The sequence below is a fragment of the Modestobacter sp. URMC 112 genome (assembly GCF_053502575.1).
Genome location: NZ_CP199957.1, coordinates 815,056 through 840,208, shown reverse-complemented (window position 1 = coordinate 840,208; position 25,153 = coordinate 815,056). Strand labels below are relative to the sequence as shown.

General features: G+C 75.2%; 26 protein-coding genes. 6 read left to right on the top strand and 20 right to left on the bottom strand.

The annotated features are described in order from the left end of the window. Positions 1–103: 103 nt before the first annotated feature. Genes guaA through guaB form a run of 3 tightly spaced genes read right to left on the bottom strand, consistent with a single transcriptional unit; the run spans position 104 to position 4,341 of the window. Positions 104–1,666, bottom strand: coding sequence for a glutamine-hydrolyzing GMP synthase (gene guaA, locus ACWIX6_RS04105; protein ID WP_448615567.1), 1,563 nt, complete (start codon positions 1,664–1,666; stop codon positions 104–106). 1 nt (position 1,667) lies between these two features. Then, the gene (locus ACWIX6_RS04100) at positions 1,668–2,828 is read right to left on the bottom strand and encodes a GuaB3 family IMP dehydrogenase-related protein (RefSeq protein ID WP_448615566.1); all 1,161 of its coding nucleotides are present in this window, start codon (positions 2,826–2,828) and stop codon (positions 1,668–1,670) included. A gap of 4 nt (positions 2,829–2,832) precedes the next feature. Further along, positions 2,833–4,341: an IMP dehydrogenase gene (gene guaB / locus ACWIX6_RS04095; RefSeq protein WP_448615565.1), complete on the bottom strand. Its 1,509-nt coding sequence runs from the start codon at positions 4,339–4,341 to the stop codon at positions 2,833–2,835. Between the two features lie 188 nt (positions 4,342–4,529). Here guaB and ACWIX6_RS04090 point away from each other — a divergent pair, with 188 nt between their 5' ends. After that, positions 4,530–4,940: a DUF5319 family protein gene (locus ACWIX6_RS04090; protein ID WP_448615564.1), complete on the top strand. Its 411-nt coding sequence runs from the start codon at positions 4,530–4,532 to the stop codon at positions 4,938–4,940. Between the two features lie 141 nt (positions 4,941–5,081). Here the strand turns inward: ACWIX6_RS04090 and ACWIX6_RS04085 are convergent, their stop codons facing one another. After that, a complete protein-coding gene (locus ACWIX6_RS04085) occupies positions 5,082–5,855 on the bottom strand; it encodes a response regulator transcription factor (RefSeq protein WP_448615563.1) in 774 nt (257 codons plus the stop codon). A 371-nt stretch (positions 5,856–6,226) separates the two neighbouring features. Between ACWIX6_RS04085 and ACWIX6_RS04080 the strand changes: the two genes are divergently transcribed. Beyond that, positions 6,227–6,526 (top strand): WhiB family transcriptional regulator, encoded by a 300-nt coding sequence (locus ACWIX6_RS04080; RefSeq protein WP_448615562.1) that lies wholly within the window; start codon positions 6,227–6,229, stop codon positions 6,524–6,526. A gap of 234 nt (positions 6,527–6,760) precedes the next feature. Here ACWIX6_RS04080 and groL read toward each other — a convergent pair whose 3' ends face one another. Beyond that, on the bottom strand, positions 6,761–8,401 hold the full coding sequence (gene groL, locus ACWIX6_RS04075) for a chaperonin GroEL (protein WP_448615561.1): 1,641 nt from the start codon (positions 8,399–8,401) through the stop codon (positions 6,761–6,763). 168 nt (positions 8,402–8,569) lie between these two features. Next, on the bottom strand, positions 8,570–8,878 hold the full coding sequence (groES, locus tag ACWIX6_RS04070; RefSeq protein WP_179654014.1) for a co-chaperone GroES: 309 nt from the start codon (positions 8,876–8,878) through the stop codon (positions 8,570–8,572). 170 nt (positions 8,879–9,048) lie between these two features. Between groES and ACWIX6_RS04065 the strand changes: the two genes are divergently transcribed. Next, positions 9,049–10,326: a THUMP-like domain-containing protein gene (locus ACWIX6_RS04065; protein ID WP_448615560.1), complete on the top strand. Its 1,278-nt coding sequence runs from the start codon at positions 9,049–9,051 to the stop codon at positions 10,324–10,326. A 30-nt stretch (positions 10,327–10,356) separates the two neighbouring features. Here ACWIX6_RS04065 and tsaD read toward each other — a convergent pair whose 3' ends face one another. The 14 genes from tsaD to ACWIX6_RS03995 all read right to left on the bottom strand — a co-directional run bounded on the left by tsaD (position 10,357) and on the right by ACWIX6_RS03995 (position 22,791). Further along, on the bottom strand, positions 10,357–11,397 hold the full coding sequence (gene tsaD, locus ACWIX6_RS04060) for a tRNA (adenosine(37)-N6)-threonylcarbamoyltransferase complex transferase subunit TsaD (protein WP_448615559.1): 1,041 nt from the start codon (positions 11,395–11,397) through the stop codon (positions 10,357–10,359). Further along, the gene (gene rimI / locus ACWIX6_RS04055; RefSeq protein WP_448615558.1) at positions 11,394–11,846 is read right to left on the bottom strand and encodes a ribosomal protein S18-alanine N-acetyltransferase; all 453 of its coding nucleotides are present in this window, start codon (positions 11,844–11,846) and stop codon (positions 11,394–11,396) included. The genes tsaD and rimI overlap by 4 nt, the downstream gene beginning before the upstream one ends. Next, complete coding sequence (tsaB, locus tag ACWIX6_RS04050) at positions 11,843–12,481, bottom strand: tRNA (adenosine(37)-N6)-threonylcarbamoyltransferase complex dimerization subunit type 1 TsaB (RefSeq protein WP_448615557.1); 639 nt, start codon at positions 12,479–12,481, stop codon at positions 11,843–11,845. The genes rimI and tsaB overlap by 4 nt, the downstream gene beginning before the upstream one ends. Positions 12,482–12,527: 46 nt before the next feature. After that, positions 12,528–12,977 (bottom strand): tRNA (adenosine(37)-N6)-threonylcarbamoyltransferase complex ATPase subunit type 1 TsaE, encoded by a 450-nt coding sequence (gene tsaE / locus ACWIX6_RS04045; protein WP_448615556.1) that lies wholly within the window; start codon positions 12,975–12,977, stop codon positions 12,528–12,530. After that, positions 12,974–13,597: a uracil-DNA glycosylase gene (locus ACWIX6_RS04040; RefSeq protein ID WP_448615555.1), complete on the bottom strand. Its 624-nt coding sequence runs from the start codon at positions 13,595–13,597 to the stop codon at positions 12,974–12,976. The genes tsaE and ACWIX6_RS04040 overlap by 4 nt, the downstream gene beginning before the upstream one ends. Positions 13,598–13,661: 64 nt before the next feature. Next, positions 13,662–14,849, bottom strand: coding sequence for an alpha/beta fold hydrolase (locus tag ACWIX6_RS04035; protein WP_448615554.1), 1,188 nt, complete (start codon positions 14,847–14,849; stop codon positions 13,662–13,664). Next, a complete protein-coding gene (alr, locus tag ACWIX6_RS04030; protein ID WP_448615553.1) occupies positions 14,849–16,000 on the bottom strand; it encodes an alanine racemase in 1,152 nt (383 codons plus the stop codon). Before alr ends, ACWIX6_RS04035 begins: the two co-directional genes overlap by 1 nt. Next, positions 15,997–17,466 carry an NAD(P)H-hydrate dehydratase gene (locus ACWIX6_RS04025; protein ID WP_448615552.1) on the bottom strand — a complete coding sequence of 490 codons (1,470 nt, stop codon included), beginning with the start codon at positions 17,464–17,466 and terminating at the stop codon, positions 15,997–15,999. Before ACWIX6_RS04025 ends, alr begins: the two co-directional genes overlap by 4 nt. After that, positions 17,463–17,840 carry a holo-ACP synthase gene (locus ACWIX6_RS04020; RefSeq protein WP_448615551.1) on the bottom strand — a complete coding sequence of 126 codons (378 nt, stop codon included), beginning with the start codon at positions 17,838–17,840 and terminating at the stop codon, positions 17,463–17,465. Before ACWIX6_RS04020 ends, ACWIX6_RS04025 begins: the two co-directional genes overlap by 4 nt. A gap of 118 nt (positions 17,841–17,958) precedes the next feature. Further along, entirely contained in the window at positions 17,959–19,821 is a 1,863-nt protein-coding gene (gene glmS, locus ACWIX6_RS04015; protein WP_448615550.1) for a glutamine--fructose-6-phosphate transaminase (isomerizing), read from the bottom strand. A gap of 61 nt (positions 19,822–19,882) precedes the next feature. Beyond that, positions 19,883–21,226: a phosphoglucosamine mutase gene (glmM, locus tag ACWIX6_RS04010; RefSeq protein WP_448615549.1), complete on the bottom strand. Its 1,344-nt coding sequence runs from the start codon at positions 21,224–21,226 to the stop codon at positions 19,883–19,885. A 23-nt stretch (positions 21,227–21,249) separates the two neighbouring features. Next, on the bottom strand, positions 21,250–21,669 hold the full coding sequence (gene rpsI / locus ACWIX6_RS04005; protein ID WP_179654026.1) for a 30S ribosomal protein S9: 420 nt from the start codon (positions 21,667–21,669) through the stop codon (positions 21,250–21,252). Next, positions 21,666–22,109, bottom strand: a complete 444-nt coding sequence (rplM, locus tag ACWIX6_RS04000; RefSeq protein ID WP_448615548.1) for a 50S ribosomal protein L13 — start codon at positions 22,107–22,109, stop codon at positions 21,666–21,668. The genes rpsI and rplM overlap by 4 nt, the downstream gene beginning before the upstream one ends. 196 nt (positions 22,110–22,305) lie before the next feature. Continuing rightward, complete coding sequence (locus ACWIX6_RS03995; protein ID WP_448615547.1) at positions 22,306–22,791, bottom strand: beta-class carbonic anhydrase; 486 nt, start codon at positions 22,789–22,791, stop codon at positions 22,306–22,308. 82 nt (positions 22,792–22,873) lie between these two features. Here ACWIX6_RS03995 and moeA point away from each other — a divergent pair, with 82 nt between their 5' ends. The 3 genes from moeA to ACWIX6_RS03980 are packed head-to-tail and all read left to right on the top strand — an operon-like array spanning position 22,874 to position 25,037. After that, positions 22,874–24,079 (top strand): molybdopterin molybdotransferase MoeA, encoded by a 1,206-nt coding sequence (gene moeA / locus ACWIX6_RS03990; protein WP_448615546.1) that lies wholly within the window; start codon positions 22,874–22,876, stop codon positions 24,077–24,079. Further along, positions 24,076–24,549, top strand: coding sequence for a cyclic pyranopterin monophosphate synthase MoaC (moaC, locus tag ACWIX6_RS03985; RefSeq protein WP_448615545.1), 474 nt, complete (start codon positions 24,076–24,078; stop codon positions 24,547–24,549). Before moeA ends, moaC begins: the two co-directional genes overlap by 4 nt. Then, the gene (locus tag ACWIX6_RS03980) at positions 24,546–25,037 is read left to right on the top strand and encodes a MogA/MoaB family molybdenum cofactor biosynthesis protein (protein WP_448615544.1); all 492 of its coding nucleotides are present in this window, start codon (positions 24,546–24,548) and stop codon (positions 25,035–25,037) included. Before moaC ends, ACWIX6_RS03980 begins: the two co-directional genes overlap by 4 nt. Positions 25,038–25,153 lie beyond the last annotated feature (116 nt).

The window sequence follows — 25,153 nt, the reverse complement described above, 5'->3', positions numbered from 1 at the left end:
CACCCCGAGCCCTGGCGAGGGCTGGGAGCAAGGCGACGTGCTGGAACGGCCCTCCTGCAAGGGCCCGGCCCGAGCTAGCGAGGGCTGGGGGGCAGGAGGGTCCTCACTCCCATTCGATGGTGCCCGGCGGCTTGCTGGTCACGTCCAGCACCACCCGGTTGACCTCGGCCACCTCGTTGGTGATCCGGGTGGAGATCCGGGCCAGCACGTCGTAGGGCAGCCGGGTCCAGTCCGCGGTCATGGCGTCCTCGCTGGACACCGGCCGCAGCACGACGGGATGGCCGTAGGTGCGGCCGTCACCCTGGACGCCGACCGAGCGGACGTCGGCCAGCAGCACCACCGGGCACTGCCAGATCTCGGTGTCCAGGTGGGCCGCGGACAGCTCGGCCCGGGCGATCGCGTCGGCCTGGCGGAGCACGGCCAGCCGGTCGGCGGTGACCTCCCCGACGATGCGGATGCCCAGCCCGGGGCCGGGGAACGGCTGGCGCTGCACCAGGGTGTCGGGCAGCCCCAGCTGGCGGCCCACCTCCCGCACCTCGTCCTTGAACAGCGTGCGCAGCGGCTCGACCAGGGTGAAGGTCAGGTCCTCGGGCAGCCCGCCGACGTTGTGGTGGCTCTTGATGTTCGCCGTCCCCGAGCCGCCGCCGGACTCCACGACGTCGGGGTACAGCGTCCCCTGCACGAGGAAGTCGACGGTCTCCCCGTGCGCCTGGGCGTCGGCGACGACGTCCAGCGCGGCCTGCTCGAAGACCCGGATGAACTCCCGGCCGATCGTCTTCCGCTTCTCCTCCGGGTCGCTGATCCCGGCCAGCGCACCGAGGAACTGCTCGCTCGCGTCGACCACCCGCAGGTCGGCGCCGGTGACGGCGACGAAGTCCCTCTCGATCTGCTCGGTCTCGCCCTCGCGCATCAGCCCGTGGTCGACGTACACGCAGGTGAGCCGGTCGCCGATGGCCCGCTGGACCAGCGCCGCGGCCACCGCGGAGTCCACGCCGCCGGACAGCCCGCAGATGGCCCGCCGGTCGCCGATCCGCTCCCGGATCGCCGCGACCTGCTCCTCGACGACGTTGGCCATGGTCCAGCTGGGCTGCAGGCCGGCGATGTCGAACAGGAAGTGCTCGAGCACCGTCTGCCCGTGCGCGGTGTGCCGGACCTCCGGGTGGAACTGCACCCCGGCCAGCCGGCGGTCGACGTCCTCGAACGCGGCGACCGGCGCGCCGGTGCTGGTGGCGGTCACGGTGAACCCGGGCGGGGCGGCGCTGACGGCGTCCCCGTGGCTCATCCACACCGACTGCTCCGGCGGCAGCGCGCCGAACAGCGACCCCGGGGTGGTGACCGTCAGCGGGGTGCCGCCGTACTCCCGGTCCCCGGTGCGGGCGACGGTGCCGCCCAGGCTCGCGGCCATCGCCTGGAAGCCGTAGCAGATGCCGAAGGCCGGGACGCCGGACTCGAACAGCGACGGGTCGACCTGCGGCGCGCCCTCGGCGTAGACGCTGGACGGCCCGCCGGAGAGCACGATCGCCGCCGGCTTGCGGGCCAGCACCTCGTCCACGGGGAGGTCGCCGGGGACGAGCTCGGAGTAGACGCCGGCCTCCCGGATGCGCCGGGCGATGAGCTGGGCGTACTGGGCGCCGAAGTCGACGACGAGGACCGTCGGGAAGTCCATGTCAGCCCACCCGGTGCGCCGGGGCGTCGGCGTGGCCCCCGATGACGAGGTCGACCCGCTGGAACTCCTTGAGGTCCCGGTAGCCGGTCTTGGCCATGGTGCGGCGCAGCGCGCCGAAGAGGTTGGTGCGCCCGTCGGAGGAGTCGGCCGGGCCGTGCAGCACCTGGTGGAGCGTGCCGCGCGGTGCGGCCGCGGCCGACGTCCCACCGCGGGGCAGCCGCGGGTGGGCGGCCACCGAGTCCCACCAGACGCCGCCACCGGGCGCCTCCTCGGCGGCGCGCAGCGGCTCCCCCACCTGGACGGCGTCGGCTCCGCAGGCCAGCGCCCGGGCGATCGCGCCGCTTGTCTCGATCCGGCCGTTGGCGATCACGTGCACGTAGCGGCCGCCGGTCTCGTCCAGGTAGTCCCGGCGGGCGGCGGCCGCGTCGGCGATGGCGCTGGCCAGCGGCACCCGGATGCCCATTACGGCGTCCCCGGTGGACCAGCTGTCGGCGCCGACGCCCACGACCACCCCGGCCGCGCCGGTGCGCATCAGGTGCAGCGCGGTCTGGTAGTCCGCCGCGCCGCCGACGACCACCGGGACGTCGAGGTCGGCGATGAACTCCTTGAGGTTCAGCGCCTCCCCGGCGGTGGTGACGTGCTCGGCGGAGACGATGGTGCCCTGGATGACCAGCAGGTCGACGCCCGCGGACAGCACGGCCGGCGCCAGCTGCAGGGTGTGCTGGGGCGACACCCGCACGGCGGTGGTGACCCCGGAGGCGGCCATCTCCTTGATCCGCGCGGTGACCAGGTCGGGCTTCACCGGCTCGGCGTAGACCTCCTGGAGCAGCGAGATCGGCGGTCCGCTGTCCGGGCCGGCGGCGTCCCGCAGCCGGCGGAGGACGTCGGTCGGGTCGTCGTAGCGGGTCCACAGGCCCTCGGCGTTGAGCACGCCCAGGCCGCCGGCCTCGCCGACGGCGACCGCCGTCGCCGGGCTGACGACGGCGTCGCTGGAACTGGTCACCAGCGGGATCTCGAACCGGAAGGCGTCGATCTGCCAGGCCGTGGACACGTCGTCGACGTCCCGGGTGCGGCGGCTGGGGACCAGCGACACCTCGTCGAGGTCGTAGCCGCGGCGGGCGAACCGGTTGAGGCCGATCTCCACGTTGTCGCGTACGGGCATCAGGTCACCGGGCCCGGTAGTTGGGGGCTTCGACGGTCATCTGGATGTCGTGCGGGTGGCTCTCGGTGAGCCCGGCGGAGGTGATCCGGGTCAGCTGCCCGCGCTCCTGCAGCTCGGCGACCGTCGCCGCGCCGGCGTAGCCCATCGACGCCCGCAGACCGCCGACCAGCTGGTGGGCGACCCCGGCCAGCGGCCCGCGGTAGGGCACCTGGCCCTCGATGCCCTCGGGCACGAGCTTGTCGTCGGAGAGGACGTCGTCGGCGAAGTAGCGGTCCCGGCTGAAGGACTGGTTGCCGCCGCGCTTCTGCATCGCACCGAGCGACCCCATGCCGCGGTAGGACTTGTACTGCTTGCCGTTCATGAAGACCAGCTCGCCGGGGGCCTCCTCGACGCCGGCGAACAGGCCGCCGAGCATCACCGTGTCCGCGCCGGCGACCAGGGCCTTGGCGATGTCACCGGAGTACTGCAGGCCGCCGTCGCCGATGACCGGCACCCCGGCCGGGCGGGCGGCGAGGGCCGCCTCGTAGATGGCGGTGACCTGGGGGACGCCGACGCCGGCGACCACCCGGGTGGTGCAGATGGAGCCCGGGCCCACGCCGACCTTGACCGCGTCGACCCCGGCGTCGACCAGCGCCTGGGCGCCGGCCCGGGTGGCCACGTTGCCGCCGACGACCTCGACGGCGAAGTCGGCCTTCACCCGGGCGACCATGTCCAGCACCGCGCGCTGGTGCCCGTGCGCGGTGTCCACCACGAGTACGTCGACGCCGGCGTCGACCAGCAGCCCGGCGCGCTTGTAGGCGTCCTCGCCGACGCCGAGCGCGGCGCCCACGACCAGCCGGCCGTCGGCGTCCTTGGTGGAGTTCGGGTACTGGTCGCGCTTGACGAAGTCCTTGACCGTGATCAGCCCGCGCAGCCGGCCGGCGTCGTCCACCAGCGGCAGCTTCTCGATCTTGTGCTGGCGGAGCAGGGCCAGCGCGGTGTCCGGGTCGACCCCCACCGGGGCGGTGACCAGCGGCATCGGCGTCATGACGTCGCGGACCAGCCGGTTCTGGTCGGTCTCGAAGCGCATGTCGCGGTTGGTGACCATGCCGACCAGCACACCGTCGGCGTCGGTGACCGGTGCCCCGGAGATGCGGTAGCGGGCCGACAGCGAGTCCACCTCCGCGAGGGTGTTGTCCGGGGAGCAGGTGACCGGGTTGGTGACCATGCCCGCCTCGGACCGCTTCACCAGGTCCACCTGGCCGGCCTGGTCCTCGGCGGAGGTGTTGCGGTGCAGGACGCCCACGCCGCCGACGCGGGCCATGGCGATGGCCATCCGCGACTCGGTGACGGTGTCCATGGCCGAGGAGATCAGCGGGATGGCCAGCCGGATGTTGCGGGTGAGGCGGCTGCTGGTGTCGACCTCGGCGGGGACGACGTCGGAGGGCCCCGGGATGAGCAGGACGTCGTCGTAGGTCAGCCCCAGGGGGGCGAACTTGGCGGGCAGTTCGGGACGGTGCTCATCGGGCTGCATGCGTGCCGCCACCCTCTCGAGACGATGGGGGGCGCGCCGGGAGGGCGCACGGGGACCCACATGATGGTAGGCGGACGCCCCGAGGAGGCCGCCGCCCCGTTACCGTTGGCCGGTGGGCGGGCGTGCACGTCCACCTGCTGGGTCGCCAGCAGCGCAACGGGGCCGGCACGAGCTGGCGAGGAGGACGCGTGGACGCGTGGGACGACGCATTCGGGGCGGAGCCCGAGTTCGGGCCCGACGACCGGTCGGGCCAGCCTCCGCTCAGCATCGAGGAGCGGGCCGGGGTGCTCGACGACCTGGCCGAGCTGGAGGTGTTCCGCACCCTGCTCGAGCCGACCGGGGTCAAGGGCATCGTCGTCGACTGCCCGGACTGCGAGGAGGAGCACCACGTCGACTGGGCGCTGATGCAGGCCAACCTGCGGCAGCTCCTGGACGAGGGCCAGACCGGCCGGCACGAGCCGCCGTTCGACCCCGACCCGGACGACTACGTCAGCTGGGACTACGCCAGCGGCTACGCCGATGGGGTGGCCGCGCTGGCCGAGCGCGAGGAGCCCAGCGGCCGGCACGGCTCGGCCGGCCGGCACGCCCGGGACGAATGACACTGCGATCCCGACGGATCGCACCGCGGCCACCTGCCGTCCCCGGAGGGAGCTGAGCCGCTGCGTCTGGCCCTCGCCGGACCCTCCGGGCCCAGCCGCAGGGGCCCGCCCTGAGCCTGCGAAGGGCGGCGGGGTCCTTCCTCAGACCATCATGCCGCGGCGGAAGCCGGTGGCGACCGCCTCGGCGCGGTCCTTGGCGCCCAGCTTGCGGAACAGCCGGCGGGCGTGGGTCTTGATGGTGTCCTCGGACAGGTAGAGCTCCCGGCCGATCTGGGCGTTGCTCTTGCCCTGGCTCATGCCGGTGAGCACCTGCATCTCCCGCATCGACAGCGCCACCTGGGGGACGTCGGGGACGGTCGACCGGACGGTGGTGGGTGCCATGCCGGCCAGCGGGCTGGCACCGGCCCACGAGGGCGCCCCGGTGGAAGGCGGGCCGCCCGGGCTGCCGTTGGGGACACCGACCTGGTGCGGCGAGCGCGGCGCCGGGGCCATCCCCTGGACCGGTCGCTGAGGCTCGGGGCGCATGCCCGTGCGGGACAGCCCGAGGCCGAGCTCGAGGGGACTGGCGTCCCAGCGCAGAAAGCCGCGGGCACCGAGCGCGACGGCGGCGCGGACCGTGTCGGCGTCCTCCGGCGCTCCCAGCATCAGCACCGGCAGGCCGGGGTGCGTCCGCAGCACCTGGGTGGCGACGGACAGCCCGCTGTCGGTGGCGCGCTGGGTCCCGACCAGCAGGACGTCGGGCAGCCGGTTGGCCAGCCGTGCGGTCAGCGACACCGGGTCACCGACGGCCTCGACCCGGTTGACGAACGACAGCGCGAGCAGCCGGCCCGCCACGTCGTCCCGCACTCGGCGCCGCTCGTCGAACACCCACACGACGGCACCGCCGCCGTTGCCCCGCACCCTGTCCTCGATCACCGTTGCTCCTGTCCGCGCCGGGCTCCGGGGGAGCCGGCGACATACCGGCCGGGCGTCGCCCGACCGGGTGGCCGTGGCGGGGAGACCCGCCGCGGGGACGCCGGCCCGGGTGGACCCGATCGGTGTCTCCATCCCGGGTGGTCGGCACTCCCTGTGAGCACCTTGATCCACTCAGTCAGGTGAGGGCAGTGCTTCTCACTCCAGGGGGTGACGGGACACCACGGTGGCGCGGGGCTCGTGTCGGTGATGCACACCTGCGCAGATCCCGCAGCACGAGCGTGGGAGGGACGTGTTTGCGTCGTGATGGCAGCGGGCACGGGCTCCCACGTGACCGGGACGCCCCCCGGGTGCAACCGAGCCGAGGAGGTCCCATGGCCGACATCCGTCGACTGCCCACACCCGTTGCCGAGGTGTGGGACTGGCAGCTGCACGGCGCCTGCCGGGGCGAGAGCACGTCCCTGTTCTTCCACCCCGACGGTGAGCGCGGCCCGGCCCGTGCCCGTCGTCAGGCCGCCGCCAAGGCCGTCTGCGGACGCTGCCCGGTGCTCGACGCCTGCCTCCAGCACGCGCTGTCGGTCCGTGAGCCCTACGGGGTCTGGGGCGGCATGAGCGAGGAGGAGCGCACCCGGCTCATCGCTGCGGAGCCCGCGGCCATCGCCTCGGGGGTCTGACCCCTCCCTCGCGGGGCAGCCTCCCCCCGCGACACAACGCCGAGAGGGCCGGTCCGACAGTCGTCGGACCGGCCCTCTCGGCGTCTGGAGCGGCCGGCCGGCCGGGATCACCCGGCCGGCCGTCCGGCCCCGCTGCAGGGCCCCGCCGCGAGCTCGCGAGTGGTGGGAGGGCAGCGGTCAGGCCCCGCTCAGAGGCTCACCCCGAGCGTGCGAGGGGTGAGGAGAGCGGGGTCCTCAGTGGCTGTGCCCGTGGCCGTGCGAGTGGCCGTGGGTGTGCTGGCCACCCGCGGCGGGCTCGGGCTCGGCCGGCTTCTCGACGACGGCGGAGTCCGTGGTCAGCACCATGGCCGCGATCGACGCGGCGTTGGAAAGCGCGGCCTTGGTGACCTTGACCGGGTCGATGACGCCCTGGGCGGCCAGGTCACCGAACTCCCCGGTGGCGGCGTTGAAGCCCTGCCCGGCGCCCAGCTCGCGGACCCGGCCGACGACGACCGGCCCCTCGAACCCCGCATTGGAGGCGATGAGGGACAGCGGGGAGTCGATGGCGCGGCGGACCGAGCGGGCCCCGACCAGCTCGTCCCCGGTCAGGGACAGCCCGTCGATGGCCGCCGCGGCGTGCACCAGCGCGGCGCCACCCCCGGGGACGACGCCCTCCTCCACCGCGGCGCGGGTGGCGGCGATGGCGTCCTCGATCCGGTGCTTCTTCTCCTTCATCTCGACCTCGGTGGCCGCCCCGACCCGGATGACCGCGACGCCGCCGGCCAGCTTGGCCAGCCGCTCCTGCAGCTTCTCCCGGTCCCAGTCGGAGTCGGTGTCCTCGATCTCGCGACGGATCTGCGCGATCCGGTCCTGGATCGCACCGGACGTCCCGCCGCCGTCGACCAGCGTGGTGTCGTCCTTGGTGACGGTGACCCGACGGGCGGTGCCGAGCACCTCGAGGCCGACGGAGTCCAGGGACAGCCCGACGTCCTCGGTGACGACCTGGCCGCCGGTGACGACGGCGAGGTCGGCCATGAACGCCTTGCGCCGGTCGCCGAAGTACGGCGACTTGACCGCCACGACCCGGATCGTCTTGCGGATGGAGTTGACCACCAGGGTGGACAGCGCCTCCCCCTCGACGTCCTCGGCCACGATGAGCAGCGGCCGCGAGCCGCCGGCGAGGACCTTCTCCAGCAGCGGCAGCAGGTCGGCCAGCGCGCTGATCTTCCCGCTCACCAGCAGCACGAGGGCGTCCTCGAGGACGGCCTCCATGGCCTCGGGGTCGGTGACGAAGTAGGGGGACAGGTAGCCCTTGTCGAACTGCACGCCCTCGGTGACGTCCAGGTCGGTGGAGAAGGTGTTGGCCTCCTCGACGGTGATGACGCCGTCCTTGCCGACCCGCTCCATCGCCTCGCCGATCAGCTCGCCGACCTCGGCGTCCTGGGCGGAGATGGTGGCGACGCCGGCGATGGAGGCCTGGTCGGTGACGGGGGTGGCGGCCTTGTCGAGCGCGGCGCTGACGGCGTCCACGGCAGCGCGCATGCCGCGGCCCAGGGCCATCGGGTTCGCACCGGCGGTGACGTTGCGCAGGCCCTCGTGCACGAGTGCCTGGGCCAGCACCGTGGCGGTGGTGGTGCCGTCGCCGGCGACGTCGTTGGTCTTGGTGGCGACGTTCTTGGCGAGCTGGGCGCCGAGGTCCTCGTAGGGGTCCTCGAGCTCGATCTCGCGGGCGATCGTCACGCCGTCGTTGGTGATGACCGGCGCGCCGAAGTTCTTGTTGATCACCACGTTGCGGCCTCGCGGGCCGAGGGTGACCTTGACGGCGTCGGCGAGCTTGTCGACACCGCGCTCGAGGGCCCGGCGGGCGTCCTCGTCGAACAGGATGATCTTGGCCATGCCAGACCTCTCTCAGGTGGTGCGGAGCGTGCGGGGGCAGACGACGACCGCCCCGGGACCCGGTGGTTCGGGTCGCCGGGGCGGTTGAAGGACCCCGTCCTCCTCACCCCTCGCAAGCTCGGGGCGAGCCTCTGGACGGGGCCGACGTCGCTGAGGTGGGTGCCTGTCTTACTTTTCCACGACGGCGAGCAGGTCGCGGGCGGAGAGGACGAGGTAGTCCTCACCGGCGTAGCGCACCTCGGTGCCGCCGTACTTCGAGTAGACGACCACGTCGCCGACGTTGACGTCGAGCGGGACGCGGTTGCCGTTGTCGTCGATGCGGCCGGGGCCCACGGCGATGACCGTGCCCTCCTGCGGCTTCTCCTTGGCGGTGTCCGGGATGACCAGACCGGAGGCGGTGGTGGTCTCGGCCTCGTTGGCCTGGACCACGACCCGGTCTTCCAGCGGCTTGATGTTGACCTTGGTAGCGGTCGTCACGATGTGACGCCCCCTTCGTGTCGACGGGCTCGTGAGGATGGTGCTGATGCTGTGGCACGTGGCTGGCGACCTGCCGTCGCGGGGATCAGGTACCGGCCTGTGTCGTCTGGCACTCTACCCATGCGAGTGCCAGCCGCTCAACCGGGTCCGGCGGCACCCTCCCGGCCCTGGTGCGCGAGGCTGTCCCGGTGCCCACCGGTGAGCGCCCCGAGGGGACCGACGAGCAGGCCGCGGACACGGTCCGCCAGGTGCGGGCCCTGGCCACCCCGGCCGGCGCGGCCGCGCTGAGCCGCGCGGCGGAGCTGCTGGCCGACCGCACCGACGCGGTGGCCGCGCTGACCCGCCTGCGTGCCGAGGTCGGGGTGGAGCTGGCCGGCCCGGCATGGGGCGTCGCGCGCCAGCGGGCCCGGGCCCGGCCGGTGTTCGGTGCCGACGCGGACCGGCTGCTGTTCACCGGCGACACCCTCGAGCAGGCCGGCCGTCCCGGGCTGGCCGACCGCCGCGCCGCCCGGCTGCTGGCGACGGGGGCGGCGTCGGCCGCCGACCTCGGCTGCGCCGCCGGCACCGACACGATGGCGCTGGCCCGGGCCGGCGCCGCGGTCGTGGCGGTCGACCGGGACCCGGTGGCTCGCGAGCTCACCGCGCTCAACGTAGCGGCCCTCGGGCTCCGCGGGGTCGACGTGCGCGACGGCGACGTCGTCGACCTGGTGGCCGCCGCGTCCGGAGGCCGGGTCGCCGGCTGCGACGCCGCCGTCCTCGACCCCGCGCGCCGGGCGGGCGGGCGGCGGCTGATGGACCCCGAGCGCTGGTCCCCGCCCTGGTCCACGGTGACCGGGCTGCTGGACCGGGTGCCGACCTGCGTGGTCAAGGTCGCCCCCGGGCTGGACCACGACCGGGTGCCCGCCGCGGTGGAGGCCGAGTGGGTCTCGGTGGGCGGCTCCATCGTCGAGGCGCTGCTGTGGGGCCGCGGGGTCACGGCCACCTGGCGGCGGGCGACCCTGGTCCGCGGGGACGACGTCCGGGAGCTCACCGCGGACGCCGACCCGGGGCCGTCTCCGGTCGGGCCGGTGCGCGGCTGGCTGCACGAGCCCGATGCCGCGGTGATCCGGTCGGGCCTGGTCTCCCTCGTGGCCGCCGACCTCGGGGCCACCGGCGTCGACCCTACGATCGCCTACCTGACCAGCGACGCCCCCTCGCCGTCCCCGTGGGTCAGCAGCCACCGGGTGACCGACGTGCTGCCGTTCTCGGTCAAGCGGCTCAAGGCGCTGCTGCGCACCCGCGGCGTCGGTCGGGTGACGGTGAAGAAGCGCGGCTCGCCGATCGAGCCCGAGGCACTCGCCCGCCAGCTGCGCGGGCCGGGCGCGGGGACGGCGGTCGTCGTGGTCACCCGGGTCGCCGGCGCGCCCACAGTGATCGTCTGTGAGGCCCCGTCCAGAGGCTCACCCTGAGCTCGCGAAGGGTGAGGAGGACGGGGTCCTTCAACGGCTGACGACGTCGATCGGCAGGGAGCTGTCGGCGCCCAGGTCGCCGTCCGACGGCGGGACCCCGCCCGCCACCAGCCGGGACCCCAGCGCGGCGACCATCGCGCCGTTGTCGGTGCACAGCCGCCGGCTGGGCACCCGCAGCACGATGCCCGCGGCGTCGCAGCGCTCCTGGGCGAGCGCCCGCAACCGCGAGTTGGCCGCCACCCCGCCGCCGATGACCAGGTGCTCGACGCCGGCGTCGCGACAGGCCCGCACCGCCTTGGCGGTGAGCACGTCGACCACCGCCTCCTGGAACGCGGCCGCGACGTCGGCGACCGGCACCGGCTCGCCGGCCCGCTGCCGGGCCTCGACCCACCGGGCGACCGCCGTCTTCAGGCCGGAGAAGGAGAAGTCGTAGGGGGCGTCCCGCGGACCGGTGAGGCCGCGCGGGAACGGGATGGACGCCGGGTCGCCGTCCTGCGCCGCGCGGTCGATGGGCGGGCCACCCGGGAAGGGCAGGCCCAGCACCCGGGCGACCTTGTCGAAGGCCTCCCCCGCCGCGTCGTCGACGGTCTGGCCCAGCGGCTGCACGTCCCGCGTCAGGTCGGGGACCAGGAGCAGCGAGCTGTGGCCGCCGGAGACCAGCATCGCGATCGTCGGCTCGGCCAGCGGTCCGTGCTCGAGCTCGTCGACGGCCACGTGCGCGGCGAGGTGGTTGACCCCGTACAGCGGCACGTCCAGCGCGAGCGCGTAGGCCTTGGCGGCCGCCAGCCCGACCAGCAGGGCCCCGGTGAGACCGGGTCCGGCGGTGACCGCGACCGCGTCGACGTCGCCGGCCCGCACGCCGGCCTCGGCCAGCGCGCGGTGCACGGTGGGGACCATCGCCTCCAGGTGCGCCCGGGACGCGATCTCCGGGACGACGCCGCCGAACCGCTCGTGCTCGGCCATGGAGGTGGCCAGCGCGTCGGACAGCAGCGTCCGCCCCCGCACCAGGCCGATCCCGGTCTCGTCGCACGACGTCTCGAACCCCAGCACCAGCGGCTCGCTCGACGTCATCGCTCGACCTCCCGGCTCATCACGACCGCGTCGGTGTTGCTCGGCTGGTAGTACCCGCGGCGCCGGCCGATCTCGGTGAACCCGCGGCGGCGGTAGAGGCCCTGCGCCGTCTCGTTGTCCGCGCGCACCTCCAGCAGCACCACCTGGCTGCGGGTGTCCGCCTCGGCCAGCAGGCTGTCCAGCAGCTTCGCCCCGACGCCCTGCCCCTGGGCGGCGCCGGCGACGCCGATGGTCGCGATGTGCGCCTCCTCGGGATAGGCGATCAGCCCGGCGTAGCCGATGACCGTGCCGGCCTCGTCGACGGCCACCAGGTAGTGACGGGTGTCGGTGCGGGCCAGCTCGTCCCGGTACATCGCCGCGGTCCAGGTGTCCGGGGCGAACAGCTCCTCCTCCAGCGCCAGGACGGCGGGGAGGTCGGCGCGGGTCATGTCCCGCAGCGTGACGCTCACGGCCGGCTGACCGCCTTGCGCGCGGCCGGCGGGACGGCGTCGGGACGGCGGAGGTACAGCGGCACCAGCGGGCCCGCGCCCGCCGGGTCGGCCAGCTGCGGCCCCGCGGCGCGCAGCAACCCCGCCGTCGTCACCTCCGCGGGCGTGACCCCGACGCCGAGCCGCTCGGCGAACGCGGCGTCCCCGACCACCGGACCGGACAGCGTCAGCTCGCCGGGCCGGTCCACCGCGGGGCCGGACACCCGGCTGCCGTCGGCGGCGTACCCGGCCCAGTAGACCTCCTTGCGCCGGGCGTCGGTGACGACCGTCCGGGCGCCGTCGCCGACGGCGTCCAGGGAGCAGACGCCGACGACGGGCAGCCCGCGGGCGTCGGCCAGCGCGGCGGCGGTCACCACCCCGACGCGCAGTCCGGTGTAGGGCCCGGGACCGAGCCCGGTGACGACGGCGTCCAGCTCCCGCATCGACCGCCCGGCGTCGGCCAGCACCGCGCGGATCGACGGGGTGAGCAGCTCGGCGTGCCGGTTGCCCGAGGCCACCCCCCGCTCGGCGAGCACCTGCACGCTGCCGTCGGAGGCGCGGCGGGCGAGCCCCACGACGAGGGTGGGGGTCGCGGTGTCGAGGGCGAGGACGAGCACGACGGACCAGCTTAGGCGTCCGTTCCGGGAGCGAGCAGTGCAGACGTCAGCCGGGGAGCCGCTGCTCCCAGCCGGGGCCGTGCGGGACCAGCCTGGCGGTCCGCACGTCGTCGTCCCGCCGGTCCAGCTCGACCACCAGGTGCTCGTCGGCGAGCTGCTCGACCAGCCCGTGTCCCCACTCCACGACGGTGACCGACTCCGCCGCGGTCGCGTCCAGGTCCAGGTCGTCGACGTCGGCCATGCTGCCCAGCCGGTAGGCGTCGACGTGCACCAGCGGCACCCGGCCGTCGCGGTGCACGCGGGCCAGCACGAACGTCGGCGAGGTGACCGGCCCGGCCACGCCCAGTCCGGCCCCGATGCCCTGGGTGAGCGCGGTCTTCCCGGCGCCCAGCGGACCGGCCAGGACGACGAGGTCCCCCGGGCGCAGCAGCCCGGCGATCTCCCGGCCGAGGGCCCGGGTCTCCTCGACGGTGGGCAGCTCGCGGGTGCGCCTCACAGCGCCGCCGCCACCGCGGTCAGGTCGGCCAGCAGCCCCGCCCGGGGCGCGCCGTTGGGGCCGAACCGGATGGCCGCCGACGGGTGGTAGGTCGCCCACACCGCGCGGCCGTCGACCGGGTGCGGCCGGCCGCGCGCCTCCGCGAGCACGGTGCGGGGACCGAGGAACCACTTCGCCGAGGAGAGGCCGAGGGCGATGACGACCGGGGGGTCCAGCAGCTCCAGCTGACGCCGCAGCCAGCCGCCGCAGCGGGCCACCTCGGGGGCCTTCGGCGTCCGGTTGGCCGGCGGCCGGCACTTGACCACGTTGAGCACGGCGGCCTGCGCGCGGTCCAGGCCGGCCTCGCCCAGCAGCTGGTCAAGCAGCGCGCCGGACCGCCCCACGAACGGCCGGCCGGTCTCGTCCTCCTGCGCCCCGGGGGCCTCGCCCACCAGGACGAACCGCGGCCGGCCGGCCGGCGCGTCGCCGACGACCACGCGCTGCCGGGTGGTGGCCAGCTCGGGGCAGGCCACGCAGCCGCTCGCCACGGCCGCGAGCGCGCTCCAGTCCGGTGCCGCCGCCGCGGTGCGGGCCACCTCCTCGGCGGCTGCGTCGAGGCGGGGCGGGCGGAGGGCGGCCACCCCAGCACCCTACGACCCGGTCGCGACCGGTCCCGCCCCGGCGCCTGACCTCAGGGCCGTCGGCTCAGCGCCGGGCCGACTGGTCAGCAGCCACCCGGCGCAGCAGCGCGGACAGCGCAGCGGTCACCTCGGCCGGTCGCTCCAGCAGCACCAGGTGGCCGGCGTCGGGGACGACGACGTACTCGGTGCGGTCGCTCCCCTCCCGGCCCAGCTCCTCGACGATCCGGTCGCTGTGCGCCCGCGGGATCATCTTGTCCGCGTCCCCGGTGAGCACCAGCGTGGGCACCTGGCGCAGCGGCTCGACCGCGCCGCTGGCGTCCAGCCCGGCGATCGCCGGGTAGAACTCGGCGATGACGTCCACCGGCGTGCCGGCGATCATGGCGTCGACGTAGCGGCCCAGGGCCGGGTCGACGTCGGTGGAGGCGAACGACAGCGACCAGGTGGCCGCCGAGACGACGTCGCGGGCCAGCCACCGCGTCCGCTCGGCGAACCGCGGCCCCCGCCGCATGACGAACGCGGCCACCGGGAGCACCGCGGCCCGCAGCCGGGTGAGCAGCTGCGGCAGGCCCAGGTCCAGGTCGGCCAGGTTGCCGCTGGAGGTGGAGACCAGGGCCACCCCGGCGACCCGGGTGCCGAACAGCTCCGGACGGCGCTGGGCCAGCGTGAGCACCGTCATGCCGCCCATCGAGTGCCCGACCAGCACCACCGGGCCGCGCGACACCCGGGCGGCGAGCACCGACTCGAGGTCGGCGGCGAGCTGGTCGATGGTCGCGTGGGCGGCGTCCCCCCGGCCGGAGGCGCCGTGCCCCCGCTGGTCGTAGAAGACCAGCCGGGCGGTGGGCCGGTGGCCGTTGGCGGTGGCGAGCTCCGTGGCCAGGTCGCGGCGCTGGAAGGTCCAGGACGCCATCGACAGCGAGTAGCCGTGTACGAAGACGACGGTCAGCGGGGCGTCCAGCGGACCGATCTCCTCGACGGCGAGCAGCACCCCGTCGTCGGTCTGCACCAGGGCGGTGCGGTCGGCCGTGCGGCTCGCCGTGCCCAGCGGGTCCTGCTCGCGCTGCTCGCGGGCCGGCATCTGCTCGAGCACCCGGCCGTCGTCGGCGGCCTGGGCGGACAGCCGGTCGGCGCGCACGCGGGAGGTCGCCGTCCGGGCGACGGCCACGCCCACCGCCGTGCCGGCGGCCGCCAGCCCGACCGCGGCGCCGATGAGCCCGGCGGTCCGGCCGAGCGAGTGCGGATGGCGCTGCGTCATCAGAAGGTCCCCGCCGTCCCGACGTAACGGCGGCGGAAGCGTCCGCCGACCCGCGTCACCAGCTCGTAGTGGATCGTGTCGACGGCGTCGGCCCACTGCTGGGCGGTGGGCTCGCCGTCGCTGCCCGGCCCCCACAGCACCACCGGGTCGCCGGGGGCGACGGGGTCGTCCCCGACGTCGAGCACGAACTGGTCCATGCACACCCGGCCGGCGATCGGCCGCTGCGCTCCGGCGGCCAGCACCGGAGCCCGGTTGCCCGCGGCCCGTGGGACGCCGTCGGCGTACCCGACCGGCACCAGGGCGAGGGTGGTCTCCCGCGCGGCGGAGTAGGTGTGGCCGTAGGAGACGCCGGCGCCGGCCGGGACCCGCTTCGTCAGCACCACCCGGGCCTGCACGGTCATCGCCGGCCGCAGCCCGTGGCGGCCGGGGTCGCCGCCCAGCGGGTCCAGGCCGTACAGCGCCACGCCGGGCCGGACCATGTCCGCCCACGTCTCGGGCAGCGCGATCGTGGCGGCCGAGTTGGCCAGGTGCCGGCGGGCGTCGGTCAGCCCGGCGGCCCGGGCGACCTCGACCGCCTCGTCGAACACCCGCACCTGCCGGCCGATGGTGGGGTGCTGCGGCGCGTCGGCGTAGGCCATGTGGCTCCAGAGCCCGACGACGGCGACCTCCCCGTCCGCCTGCGCGCGGCCCGCGGCGGCCACCAGCGCCGGCCAGTCCTCCGGGGTGGCGCCCTCGCGGCTCAGCCCGGTGTCCACGCACAGGTGCACCCGGGCGGTGCGGCCGGTGGCACGGGCCGCCGCCACCACCTCGGCCAGCCCCCACGAGGCGTTGACCGACACGTCGACGTCCGCGGTGAGCGCCGCCGCGTGGTCCTCCCCCGGCCCGTGCAGCCAGGCCAGCACCGGCGCGGTGACCCCGGCGGCGCGCAGTGCGAGGGCCTCCTCGAGGACGGCCACGCCGAGCTCGTCCGCGCCGCCGGCGAGCACCGCCCGCGCGGCGGGCAGCAGGCCGTGGCCGTAGCCGTCGGCCTTGACCACCGCCATCAGCGGGCGTCCCACCCGCTCCCGGAGGACGGCGGTGTTGGCCGCGATGGCGTCGAGGTCGACCACCACCTCGGCCCGGTCCTGCACGGTCTGCCCCAGGAGCGTCACGCCCCCACTGTCCCAGGCCGGGACGACGCGGGCCGCCCGCCCCGGCCGATCCGGCCGAGGGTCTCGGGCAGCCGCCGGACCAGGTCGCCGGCGATGAGCGGACCGTCCTCGGCGGCCAGCTGCCCGGCGCGGCCGTGCACGTGCGCGGCGACGGCGGCCGACTCCGCGGCGCCCAGCCCGGTGGCCAGGACCGCGCCGAGGACGCCGGCCAGCACGTCGCCGGTGCCGGCGGTGGCCAGCCAGGGGGTGCCGGTGGCGTTGACGAAGGCGCGGCCGGAGGCGTCGGCGACCACGGTGGCGTCGCCCTTGAGCAGCACCGTGCAGCCCAGTCCGGCGGCTCCGCGGCGGGCGGCCCCGACCCGGTCCTCCCCCGGCTCGCCGAACAGCCGGGCGAACTCCCGGTCGTGCGGGGTGAGCACGGTGGGCGCCGTCCGGTCCCCGACCAGCGCCGGCTCGCGGGCGACGAGGGTGAGCCCGTCGGCGTCCACCACCACCGGCAGGTCGCTCGCCAGCACCTCGGCCAGCGCGCTACGGGCGTCGTCGTCGGTGCCCATCCCCGGGCCGGCCACCCAGGCCTGCACCCGGCCGGCGTCGCCGGGCCGGCCGGCGGTGACGACGGCCTCCGGCCAGGCCGCCCGGACGCCCTCGGCGGCGGTGCCGGCGTACCGGACCAGCCCGGGGCGGGTGCGCAGCGCGGCTCCGGTGCACAGCACGCCGGCGCCGGGGTAGGTGGCCGACCCGGCGACGATCCCGACCACGCCGCGGGAGTACTTGTCGTCCACGGCGGTGGGCGGTTCCAGGTACGCGGCGACGTCGGCGTCGGTGAGCTGCTCGGCGTCGGGAGCGGGCAGGTGGCCGGCCAGCCCGATGTCGACCAGGTGCACGGTCCCGGCCACCCCGCGGGCGGCACCCACCACCAGCCCGGTCTTGACCGCCCCGAAGGTGACCGTGTGCTGGGCCGGGAAGACCTCCCCCGGGACGGCGCCGGTGTCGGCGGTGACCCCGCTGGGCAGGTCGACGGCCACCAGCAGCCCGGGGCCGGCGGTGGCGCGGCGCACCACCTCGGCCGCCGCGGGTCGCAGTCCGCCGGAGCCGCCGATGCCGACGATGCCGTCCAGCACCAGGTCGGCCCGGTCCAGGCCGGCGTCGTCCGGGCCGGTGACCCGGCCACCGGCCCGGCGCAGCGCCGCCAGGCCGTCGGCGTGGACCCGGTCGGGGTCGAGCAGGACCGCGCGCACCGCGGCGCCGCGACCGGCGAGCACCGCCCCGGCGAACAGGGCGTCCCCGCCGTTGTCCCCGGATCCGACGAGCAGCACCACCCGCGCTCCGTGCGCGCGGCCGAGCAGCCCGAGGCAGACGGTCGCGAGCCCGGTGGCGGCGCGCTGCATCAGGGTGCCGGCCGGCAGGCCGGCGAGCACCGAGCGCTCGGCCGCGCGGACCTGGTCGGCGGTGTACAGGCCGGTCATGCGGTCGGGCCCTCGGCGATCACCACGGCCGAGGCGATGCCCCCGTCGTGGGACAACGACACGTGCCAGCCGGTCACGCCGAGCTCCTCGGCGCGGCTGGCCACCGTGCCGCGGACGGTCAGCAGCGGCCGGCCGTGCTCCCCGACCTCGACCTCGGCGTCGTGCCAGCGCAGGTTCCCGGGAGCGCCGAGGGCCTTGGCCAGGGCCTCCTTGGCGGCGAACCGGGCGGCCAGCGACTCACCGGTGCGCGGGACGCCGGAGGGCGTGTGCTGCTCGGCGGGGGTGAACAGCCGGTCCCGCAGGCCCGGATGGCGGGTCAGGGAGGCGGCGAACCGCTCCACCGGACACACGTCGATGCCGACCCCGATGATCATGGTGACGTACTGGAACGGCCTCGGTGCAGGGGCCCACGGCGCGCTGGGGACGTGCTGGAGCGGCCCCTCTGCAGGGTCCCGCCGCGAGCTCGCGAGCGGTGGGGGGCAGAGGGGTCCTTCATTCGACGGTGACGCTCTTGGCGAGGTTGCGCGGCTGGTCGACGTCCAGGCCGCGGGTGTCGGCGATCTCGCAGGCCAGCACCTGCAGCGGCACCGTGGTGACCACCGGCGCCAGCAGCGTCGGCGTCCGCGGCACCCGGATCAGGTGGTCGGCGTAGGGCACGACGTCCTCGTCGCCCTCCTCGGCGATGACGATGGTGCGCGCGCCGCGGGCCCGGACCTCCTGGATGTTGCTGACCACCTTGCCGTGCACCGACCCGCGGCTACGCGGCGAGGGCACGATCACCACGACCGGCGTCCCCTGGTCGACGACGGCGATCGGACCGTGCTTGAGCTCGCCGGCGGCGAAGCCCTCGGCGTGGATGTAGGCCAGCTCCTTGAGCTTCAGCGCCCCCTCCAGGGCCACCGGGAAGCCGACGTGCCGGCCCAGGAAGAGGATCGTGCCCGCGTCGGCCAGCGACCGGCCGAGCTCGCGCACCGGCTCCATCTGCTCGAGCACCCGGCGGACGGCGTCGGGGAGCCGGCGCAGGTCCTCGACGATGGCGGCGATCTCGTCCTCGTACTTGATGCCGCGGACCTGGGCGAGGAAGAGCCCCACCAGGTAGCAGGCCACCAGCTGCGTGAGGAACCCCTTGGTCGAGGCGACGGCGATCTCCGGACCGGCGTGGGTGTAGAGCACGGCGTCGGACTCCCGCGGGATCGTCGACCCGTTGGCGTTGCAGATGGCCAGCACCCGGGCCTTCTGCGCCTTGGCGTGCCGCATCGCCATCAGGGTGTCCATCGTCTCGCCGGACTGGCTGATCACCACGACCAGCGTCGAGCGGTCCAGCACCGGGTCGCGGTAGCGGAACTCGCTGGCCACCTCGACCTCGACCGGGATGCGGGTCCAGTGCTCGATGGCGTACTTGGCGATCAGCCCGGCGTGGAAGGCGGTGCCGCAGGCGACGACGAAGACCTTGTCGATGTCCCGCAGCTCCTGGTCGGACAGGCGCACCTCGTCCAGCACCAGCTCGCCGGTCTCACCGAGGCGGCCGAGCAGGGTGTCCGCGACGGCCTGCGGCTGCTCCGCGATCTCCTTGAGCATGAACCAGGGGTAGCCGCCCTTCTCGGCCGCCGCGGCGTCCCAGTCGACGGTGTACGAGGTCGGCTCGACGGGGGCGCCGGCGAAGTCGGTGGTGGTGGCCCCCCGGGTCCGGTGCAGCTCCACGACCTGGTCCTGGCCGAGCTCGAGGGCGTTGCGGGTGTGGCCGATGAACGCCGACACGTCGGAGCCGAGGAAGTACTCGCCGTCGCCGATGCCCACCACCAGCGGGCTGTTCCGCCGGGAGGCGACCAGGGTGTCCGGCTCCTCCGCGTGGGTGGCCACCAGCGTGAACGCACCCTCCAGGCGGCGGCTGACCACCCGCATGGCCTCCGCCAGCCGGCCCTCCCCGGGGGCGGTCTCCCGGTACGCCGCCGCCAGCAGGTGGGCGGCGACCTCGGTGTCGGTCTCCGAGGTGAACTCCACCCCGGCCCTCTCGCACTCGTCGCGCAGCGCCGGGAAGTTCTCGATGATGCCGTTGTGCACCACCGCGACGGTGCCGTCGGCGGACACGTGCGGGTGCGCGTTGCGGTCGGTGGGGCCGCCGTGGGTGGCCCAGCGGGTGTGCCCGATGCCGATGGTGGCCGCGGGCAGAGCCGCGTCGGCCAGCTCCTTCTCCAGGTTGGCGAGCTTCCCGGCCTTCTTCGCCGTGCTCAGCCGGCCGTCGGCCAGCACGGCCACGCCGGCCGAGTCGTAGCCGCGGTACTCCAGCCGGCGCAGCCCCTCCAGGACGACGTCCAGCGAGTCCTGCGGGCCGACGTACCCCACGATGCCGCACATCCGTCGAACGATACCGGCGATGGCCCCGCCGTCCGGGAGGACGACCGGGGCACCGCCGGGATCACACCGCGGCGACGACCTCGGCGAGGCGCGCCGCGGTGGCCTCGGCCTGCTCCTGGGTGGGCGCCTCCACCATCACCCGGACCAGCTGTTCGGTCCCCGACGGGCGCAGCAGCACCCGGCCGCTGTCGCCGAGCTCGGCCTCCACCGCGTTCACGGCGCCGGCCACCTCGTCGCTCTCCACCACCGCGAGCCGGTCGCTGACCGGCACGTTGACCAGGATCTGCGGCAGTCGGCGGACGACCGAGGCCAGCTCGGCCAGCGAGGCGCCGGTGGCGCTCATCCGGGACAGCAGGGCCAGGCCGGTGAGCAGCCCGTCCCCGGTGGTCGCCCAGTCGAGGAACACCAGGTGGCCGCTCTGCTCGCCGCCGAGGCTGAGCCCGCGGGACCGCAGCGCCTCGAGCACGTAGCGGTCCCCGACGGCGGTGGTGTGCACCTGGATCCCGGCCGCCCGCATGGTGTGGTGGAAGCCGAGGTTGCTCATCACGGTGGCCACGACGGTGTCGTCGGTGAGGTTGCCGCTCTCGTGCAGCGCGAGCGCGCAGATGGCCAGGATGGCGTCGCCGTCGACGACGGTGCCGTCCGCGGTGACCGCCAGGCAGCGGTCGGCGTCGCCGTCGTGGGCGATGCCGATGTCGGCACCGTGCCGCGCGACGGCGGCCTGCAGCGGCCCCAGGTGGGTGGAGCCGATGCCGTCGTTGATGTTCCAGCCGTCGGGCTCGCCGCCGATGACGTGCACCTGGGCCCCGGCCCGGCGGTACACCTCGGGTGCGCACCGGGCGGCCGCACCGTGAGCGCAGTCGACGACGACGCGCAGCCCGGTCAGCGGCTGCCGGAGCGCGGACAGCACGTGGTCGACGTAGTCCTCGGTGGCCCCCGGGAGGTCCCGCACCCGGCCGATGCCGCCGCCCGTGGGGCGGTGGTCCGGGTGCGCATCCCGGCCGGTGACCTGCCGCTCGATGGACGCCTCGACGGCGTCGGGCAGCTTGTGCCCTCCGCGGCTGAACAGCTTGATGCCGTTGTCGGGCATCGGGTTGTGGCTGGCCGAGATCATCACGCCGAGGTCGGCGCCGGTCTGCCCGGTGAGGTGCGCGACGGCCGGGGTGGGCAGCACGCCCACCCGCAGCACCTCGGCCCCCGCGCTGGCCAGCCCGGCCACGACCGCGGCCTCGAGCATCTCGCCGCTCGCCCGCGGGTCGCGGCCGACGACCGCGACGGGACGCGAGGTCCCGTCGCGGTCGGCGAGCACGCCGGCGGCCGCCCGGGCCACCGAGAGGGCCAGCTCCGGCGTGAGGTCGGCGTTGGCCAGACCACGGACGCCGTCGGTACCGAAGAGGCGACCCATGGACGACTCGGTCGGACCGGGCGTCAGCGCTTGGAGTACTGGGGCGCCTTGCGGGCCTTCTTCAGGCCGTACTTCTTCCGCTCCGTGACGCGCGGGTCACGGGTCAGGAAGCCGGCCTTCTTCAGCGCCGGCCGGTCGTCGGGCTCGACCTCGATGAGGGCACGGGCGATGGCCAGGCGCAGCGCGCCGGCCTGGCCGGAGACGCCGCCGCCGTGCAGCAGGCCGACGACGTCGTACTGCTCGCCCTTCTCCAGGATCACCAGCGGCTCACGGATGAGCTGCTGGTGCACCTTGTTGGGGAAGTACTCCTCGATGCTGCGGCCGTTGAGCTTGAACTGGCCGGTACCGGGGAGCAGCCGGACGCGGACGACGGCCTCCTTGCGGCGGCCGACCGTCTGGATGGGACGCCCGTCGGCGTCGGTCACGGTCTGGGCGCTGGTCACTGGGACACCTGCTTGATCTCGAAGGTCTGGGGCTGCTGGGCGGCGTGCGGGTGCTCCGGCCCGGCGTACACCTTGAGCTTGGAGATCATCTGCCGGCCCAGCGAGTTGTGCGGGAGCATGCCCTTGACGGCGCGCTCGATGACGCGGTCCGGGCGGGTGCGGATCTCGTCACCGACGTTGATGGTCTTCAGACCACCCGGGTAGCCGGAGTGCCGGTAGGCGAGCTTGCTGTCGCGCTTGGAGCCGGTGAGGGCCACCTTGCCCGCGTTGACGATGACGACGAAGTCGCCGGCGTCCACGTGCGGCGCGAACTGCGGCTTGTGCTTGCCGCGCAGCAGGATGGCGGTCTGGCTGGCCAGTCGGCCGAGCACCACGTCGGTGGCGTCGATGACGTGCCAGGCCCGGGTGATGTCACCGGGCTTGGGGGTGTACGTGCGCACGAGGCTCACAGTCCTTGTCGTCGTCAGGCGGGCGGCTGGTCGGATCGCCTCACCGAGCACGGGAGACAGACCCTGGAGGGTCGAGAGGACGCGCACGCACCAGCCGGCGTCGCGCGCCAGCAGACGACGATACCAGTCGAAGGACCCCCGTCCTCCCCACCCTTCGCAAGCTCAGGGCGGGCCCCTGGACGGGGGCCTAGACGACTTCCCGGAGCCGGCCCGTCGAGACGTCGTAGACGGTGCCGCGGACGTCGTGGGAGAGCAGGTAGGGGCTCTCCCGGACCAGGCGCATGGACTCCCGCACGTCGTCGTCCACGTCGGTGAACGCGCGAGCCGCCCACGGCGGCCGCCGACCGGTGGCCCGCTCGACGGTGTCGGCGAAGGAGACGTCGTCGGTGGTCATCAGCCCGCACTCGGTGTGGTGGACCAGGACGATCTCGCGCGTGCCCAGGGCGTGCTGGCTGACGGTCAGCGACCGGATGACGTCCTCGGTGATGACACCACCGGCGTTGCGGATGACGTGCGCGTCGCCGATGTCCAGACCCAGCACACCGAACAGCGGGATGCGGGAGTCCATGCACGCCACCACGGCGACCTGCCGCGCCGGGCGCACCGGCTTGCTGCCCGGGAACTGCTCCGCCCACCGCTCGTTCGCCTCGAGCATCCGGTCGATCTCGGCCACGTGCCCTCCTCCGTCTGTGATCCCAGCGACCCTAACCGGCGGCGCCGAGGCCACCCCCATGCTCATCCGCCAGGATGGGCGGATGCGCACGGTCGAGGAACACCAGGCGGTGGTGGCCGGGCTCGTCGGGCTGCTGCCGGTCGAGGAGGTGGCGGTGACCGCCGCCGCCGGGCGCGTGCTGGCCGAGGACCTCCCCGCCCGGGTCGCCCTGCCCGGCTTCGACAACTCGGCGATGGACGGCTACGCCGCCCGCTGGGCCGAGGTCGGGACGGCGAGCGGCCAGGCGCCGGTGCGGCTCCCGGTCGCCGCGGACATCCCGGCCGGCCGCACCGACGTCCCGGTGCTCGAGCCCGGGACGGTGCACCGCATCATGACCGGCGCGCCGATGCCGGCCGGCGCGGACGTCGTCGTCCCGGTCGAGCTCACCGACGCGGCCACCGACGTGGTGACCATCACCGGCTCCCCCGCCGCGGGCACCCACCTGCGCCGGGCCGGGGAGGACATCACCGCCGGCACGGTGGCGCTGCGCTCCGGGACGGCGCTGGGCGCCGCGCAGCTCGGGCTGGCCGCCGCGGTCGGGCACGCCGCCCTGCCGGTGCGCCGCCGCCCCCGCGTGCTGGTGCTCTCCACCGGCAGCGAGCTGGTCGCCCCGGGCTCCCCGCTGGCGCCGGGGCAGATCTACGAGTCCAACTCGGTGCTGCTCGCCGCGGCCGTCGAGGACGCCGGCGGCGAGGCCCGGACCCTGCACTTCGTCCCGGACGACGTCGACACGTTCCTGCGCACGGTCCGGGCCGAGCTCGCCACCGCCGACCTGCTGATCACCAGCGGCGGGGTCAGCGCGGGCGCCTACGAGGTGGTCAAGGACGCCTTCGGGGAGCTGGGCACCGTGGAGTTCGTCAAGGTCGCGATGCAGCCGGGCGGACCGCAGGGCGCCGGCACCGTGGACGGCGTCCCGGTGGTCACCCTGCCGGGCAACCCGGTGAGCTCCTTCGTCTCCTTCGAGGTCTTCGTCCGGCCCGCGCTGCGCCGCGCGCTGGGCCACGGCAGCCCCGACCGGCTGCGCACCTCCGCCCGGCTGACCGAGGGGCTGCGCTCCCCCGCCGGCCGGCGCCAGTTCCTCCGTGGCCGCTTCGACGGGGAGGTGGTCACCCAGGTCGGTGGCCCCGGCTCGCACCTGGTCGCGCACCTGGCCCGGGCCAACTGCCTCGTCGTCGTCCCCGAGGACGTGACCGAGCTGCCCGCCGGCGCCGAGGTCGTCGTCGTCCTGATCGAAGGAGCCCTCCAGTGACCGAACCCCGCCTCACCCACGTCGACGAGACCGGCGCCGCCCGGATGGTCGACGTCACCGCCAAGCCGGTGACCGCCCGGGTCGCCACCGCGGCCGGCCGGGTGCTGGTCAGCCCGGAGGTCGTCGCGCTGCTGCGCGGCCGCGGCGTGCCCAAGGGCGACGCCGTCGCCGTGGCCCGGATAGCCGGGATCGCCGGCGCCAAGCGGACGCCGGACCTGATCCCGCTGTGCCACCCGATCGCCCTGCACGGCGTGACGGTGGACGTCGAGGTCACCGACGACGCGGTGGAGATCACCGCCACCGCGCGCACCGCCGACCGGACCGGGGTGGAGATGGAGGCGCTGACCTCGGTCGCCGTCGCCGGCCTCACCGTGATCGACATGGTCAAGGCGGTGGACCCGCGGGCCACCGTCAGCGACGTGCGGCTGCTGGCCAAGTCCGGCGGCAAGAGCGGGGAGTGGACCCGGTGAGCGAACTGCCCGGCGACGCCCGCGCCGTCGTCGTCACCGCGTCGAACCGCGCCTCGGCCGGCGTCTACGAGGATCGCAGCGGCCAGGCGCTGGCCACGGGGCTGCGGGACCTCGGCTTCGAGGTGGACGGGCCGCACGTCTGCCCGGACGACGTCGACCAGCTCGCCGAGGTGCTGCGGGAGGCGGTGGCGTCCGGCGCCGACGTCGTCCTCACCACCGGCGGGACCGGCCTGTCCCCCACCGACGTGACGCCCGAGGCGACCCGCTCGGTCATCGAACGCGAGGCGCCGGGCATCGCCGACGCGGTCCGCCGGTACGGGGAGCCGACGGTGCCCACCTCGGTGCTGTCCCGGGGGCTGGCCGGCATCGCCGCCCGGACCCTGATCGTGAACCTGCCCGGCTCCACCGGCGGCGTGCGCGACGGCCTGGCGGTGCTCGGCCCGCTGCTGCCGCACGTGGTCAGCCAGCTCCGCGGCGGCGACCACTGAGCACATCGCGACGCTTCGCGTCGCACCGCGGCCAGGTGCCGTCCCGGCAGGCGCTGAGCCGCTGCCCGCGTCCCCGGCGGGAGCCTCCGGCCCCGCGCCGGGTCCACGGAGCCGAC

Coding starts and splice junctions, on each gene's coding strand:
- guaA (WP_448615567.1), bottom strand. CDS start 1,666: ATGGACTTCCCGACGGTCCTCGTCGTCGACTTCGGCGCCCAGTACGCC.
- ACWIX6_RS04100 (WP_448615566.1), bottom strand. CDS start 2,828: ATGCCCGTACGCGACAACGTGGAGATCGGCCTCAACCGGTTCGCCCGC.
- guaB (WP_448615565.1), bottom strand. CDS start 4,341: ATGCAGCCCGATGAGCACCGTCCCGAACTGCCCGCCAAGTTCGCCCCC.
- ACWIX6_RS04080 (WP_448615562.1), top strand. CDS start 6,227: ATGGCCGACATCCGTCGACTGCCCACACCCGTTGCCGAGGTGTGGGAC.
- groL (WP_448615561.1), bottom strand. CDS start 8,401: ATGGCCAAGATCATCCTGTTCGACGAGGACGCCCGCCGGGCCCTCGAG.
- tsaD (WP_448615559.1), bottom strand. CDS start 11,397: ATGACGTCGAGCGAGCCGCTGGTGCTGGGGTTCGAGACGTCGTGCGAC.
- ACWIX6_RS04035 (WP_448615554.1), bottom strand. CDS start 14,849: ATGACGCAGCGCCATCCGCACTCGCTCGGCCGGACCGCCGGGCTCATC.
- ACWIX6_RS04025 (WP_448615552.1), bottom strand. CDS start 17,466: ATGACCGGCCTGTACACCGCCGACCAGGTCCGCGCGGCCGAGCGCTCG.
- ACWIX6_RS04020 (WP_448615551.1), bottom strand. CDS start 17,840: ATGATCATCGGGGTCGGCATCGACGTGTGTCCGGTGGAGCGGTTCGCC.
- glmS (WP_448615550.1), bottom strand. CDS start 19,821: ATGTGCGGCATCGTGGGGTACGTCGGCCCGCAGGACTCGCTGGACGTC.
- glmM (WP_448615549.1), bottom strand. CDS start 21,226: ATGGGTCGCCTCTTCGGTACCGACGGCGTCCGTGGTCTGGCCAACGCC.
- moeA (WP_448615546.1), top strand. CDS start 22,874: ATGCGCACGGTCGAGGAACACCAGGCGGTGGTGGCCGGGCTCGTCGGG.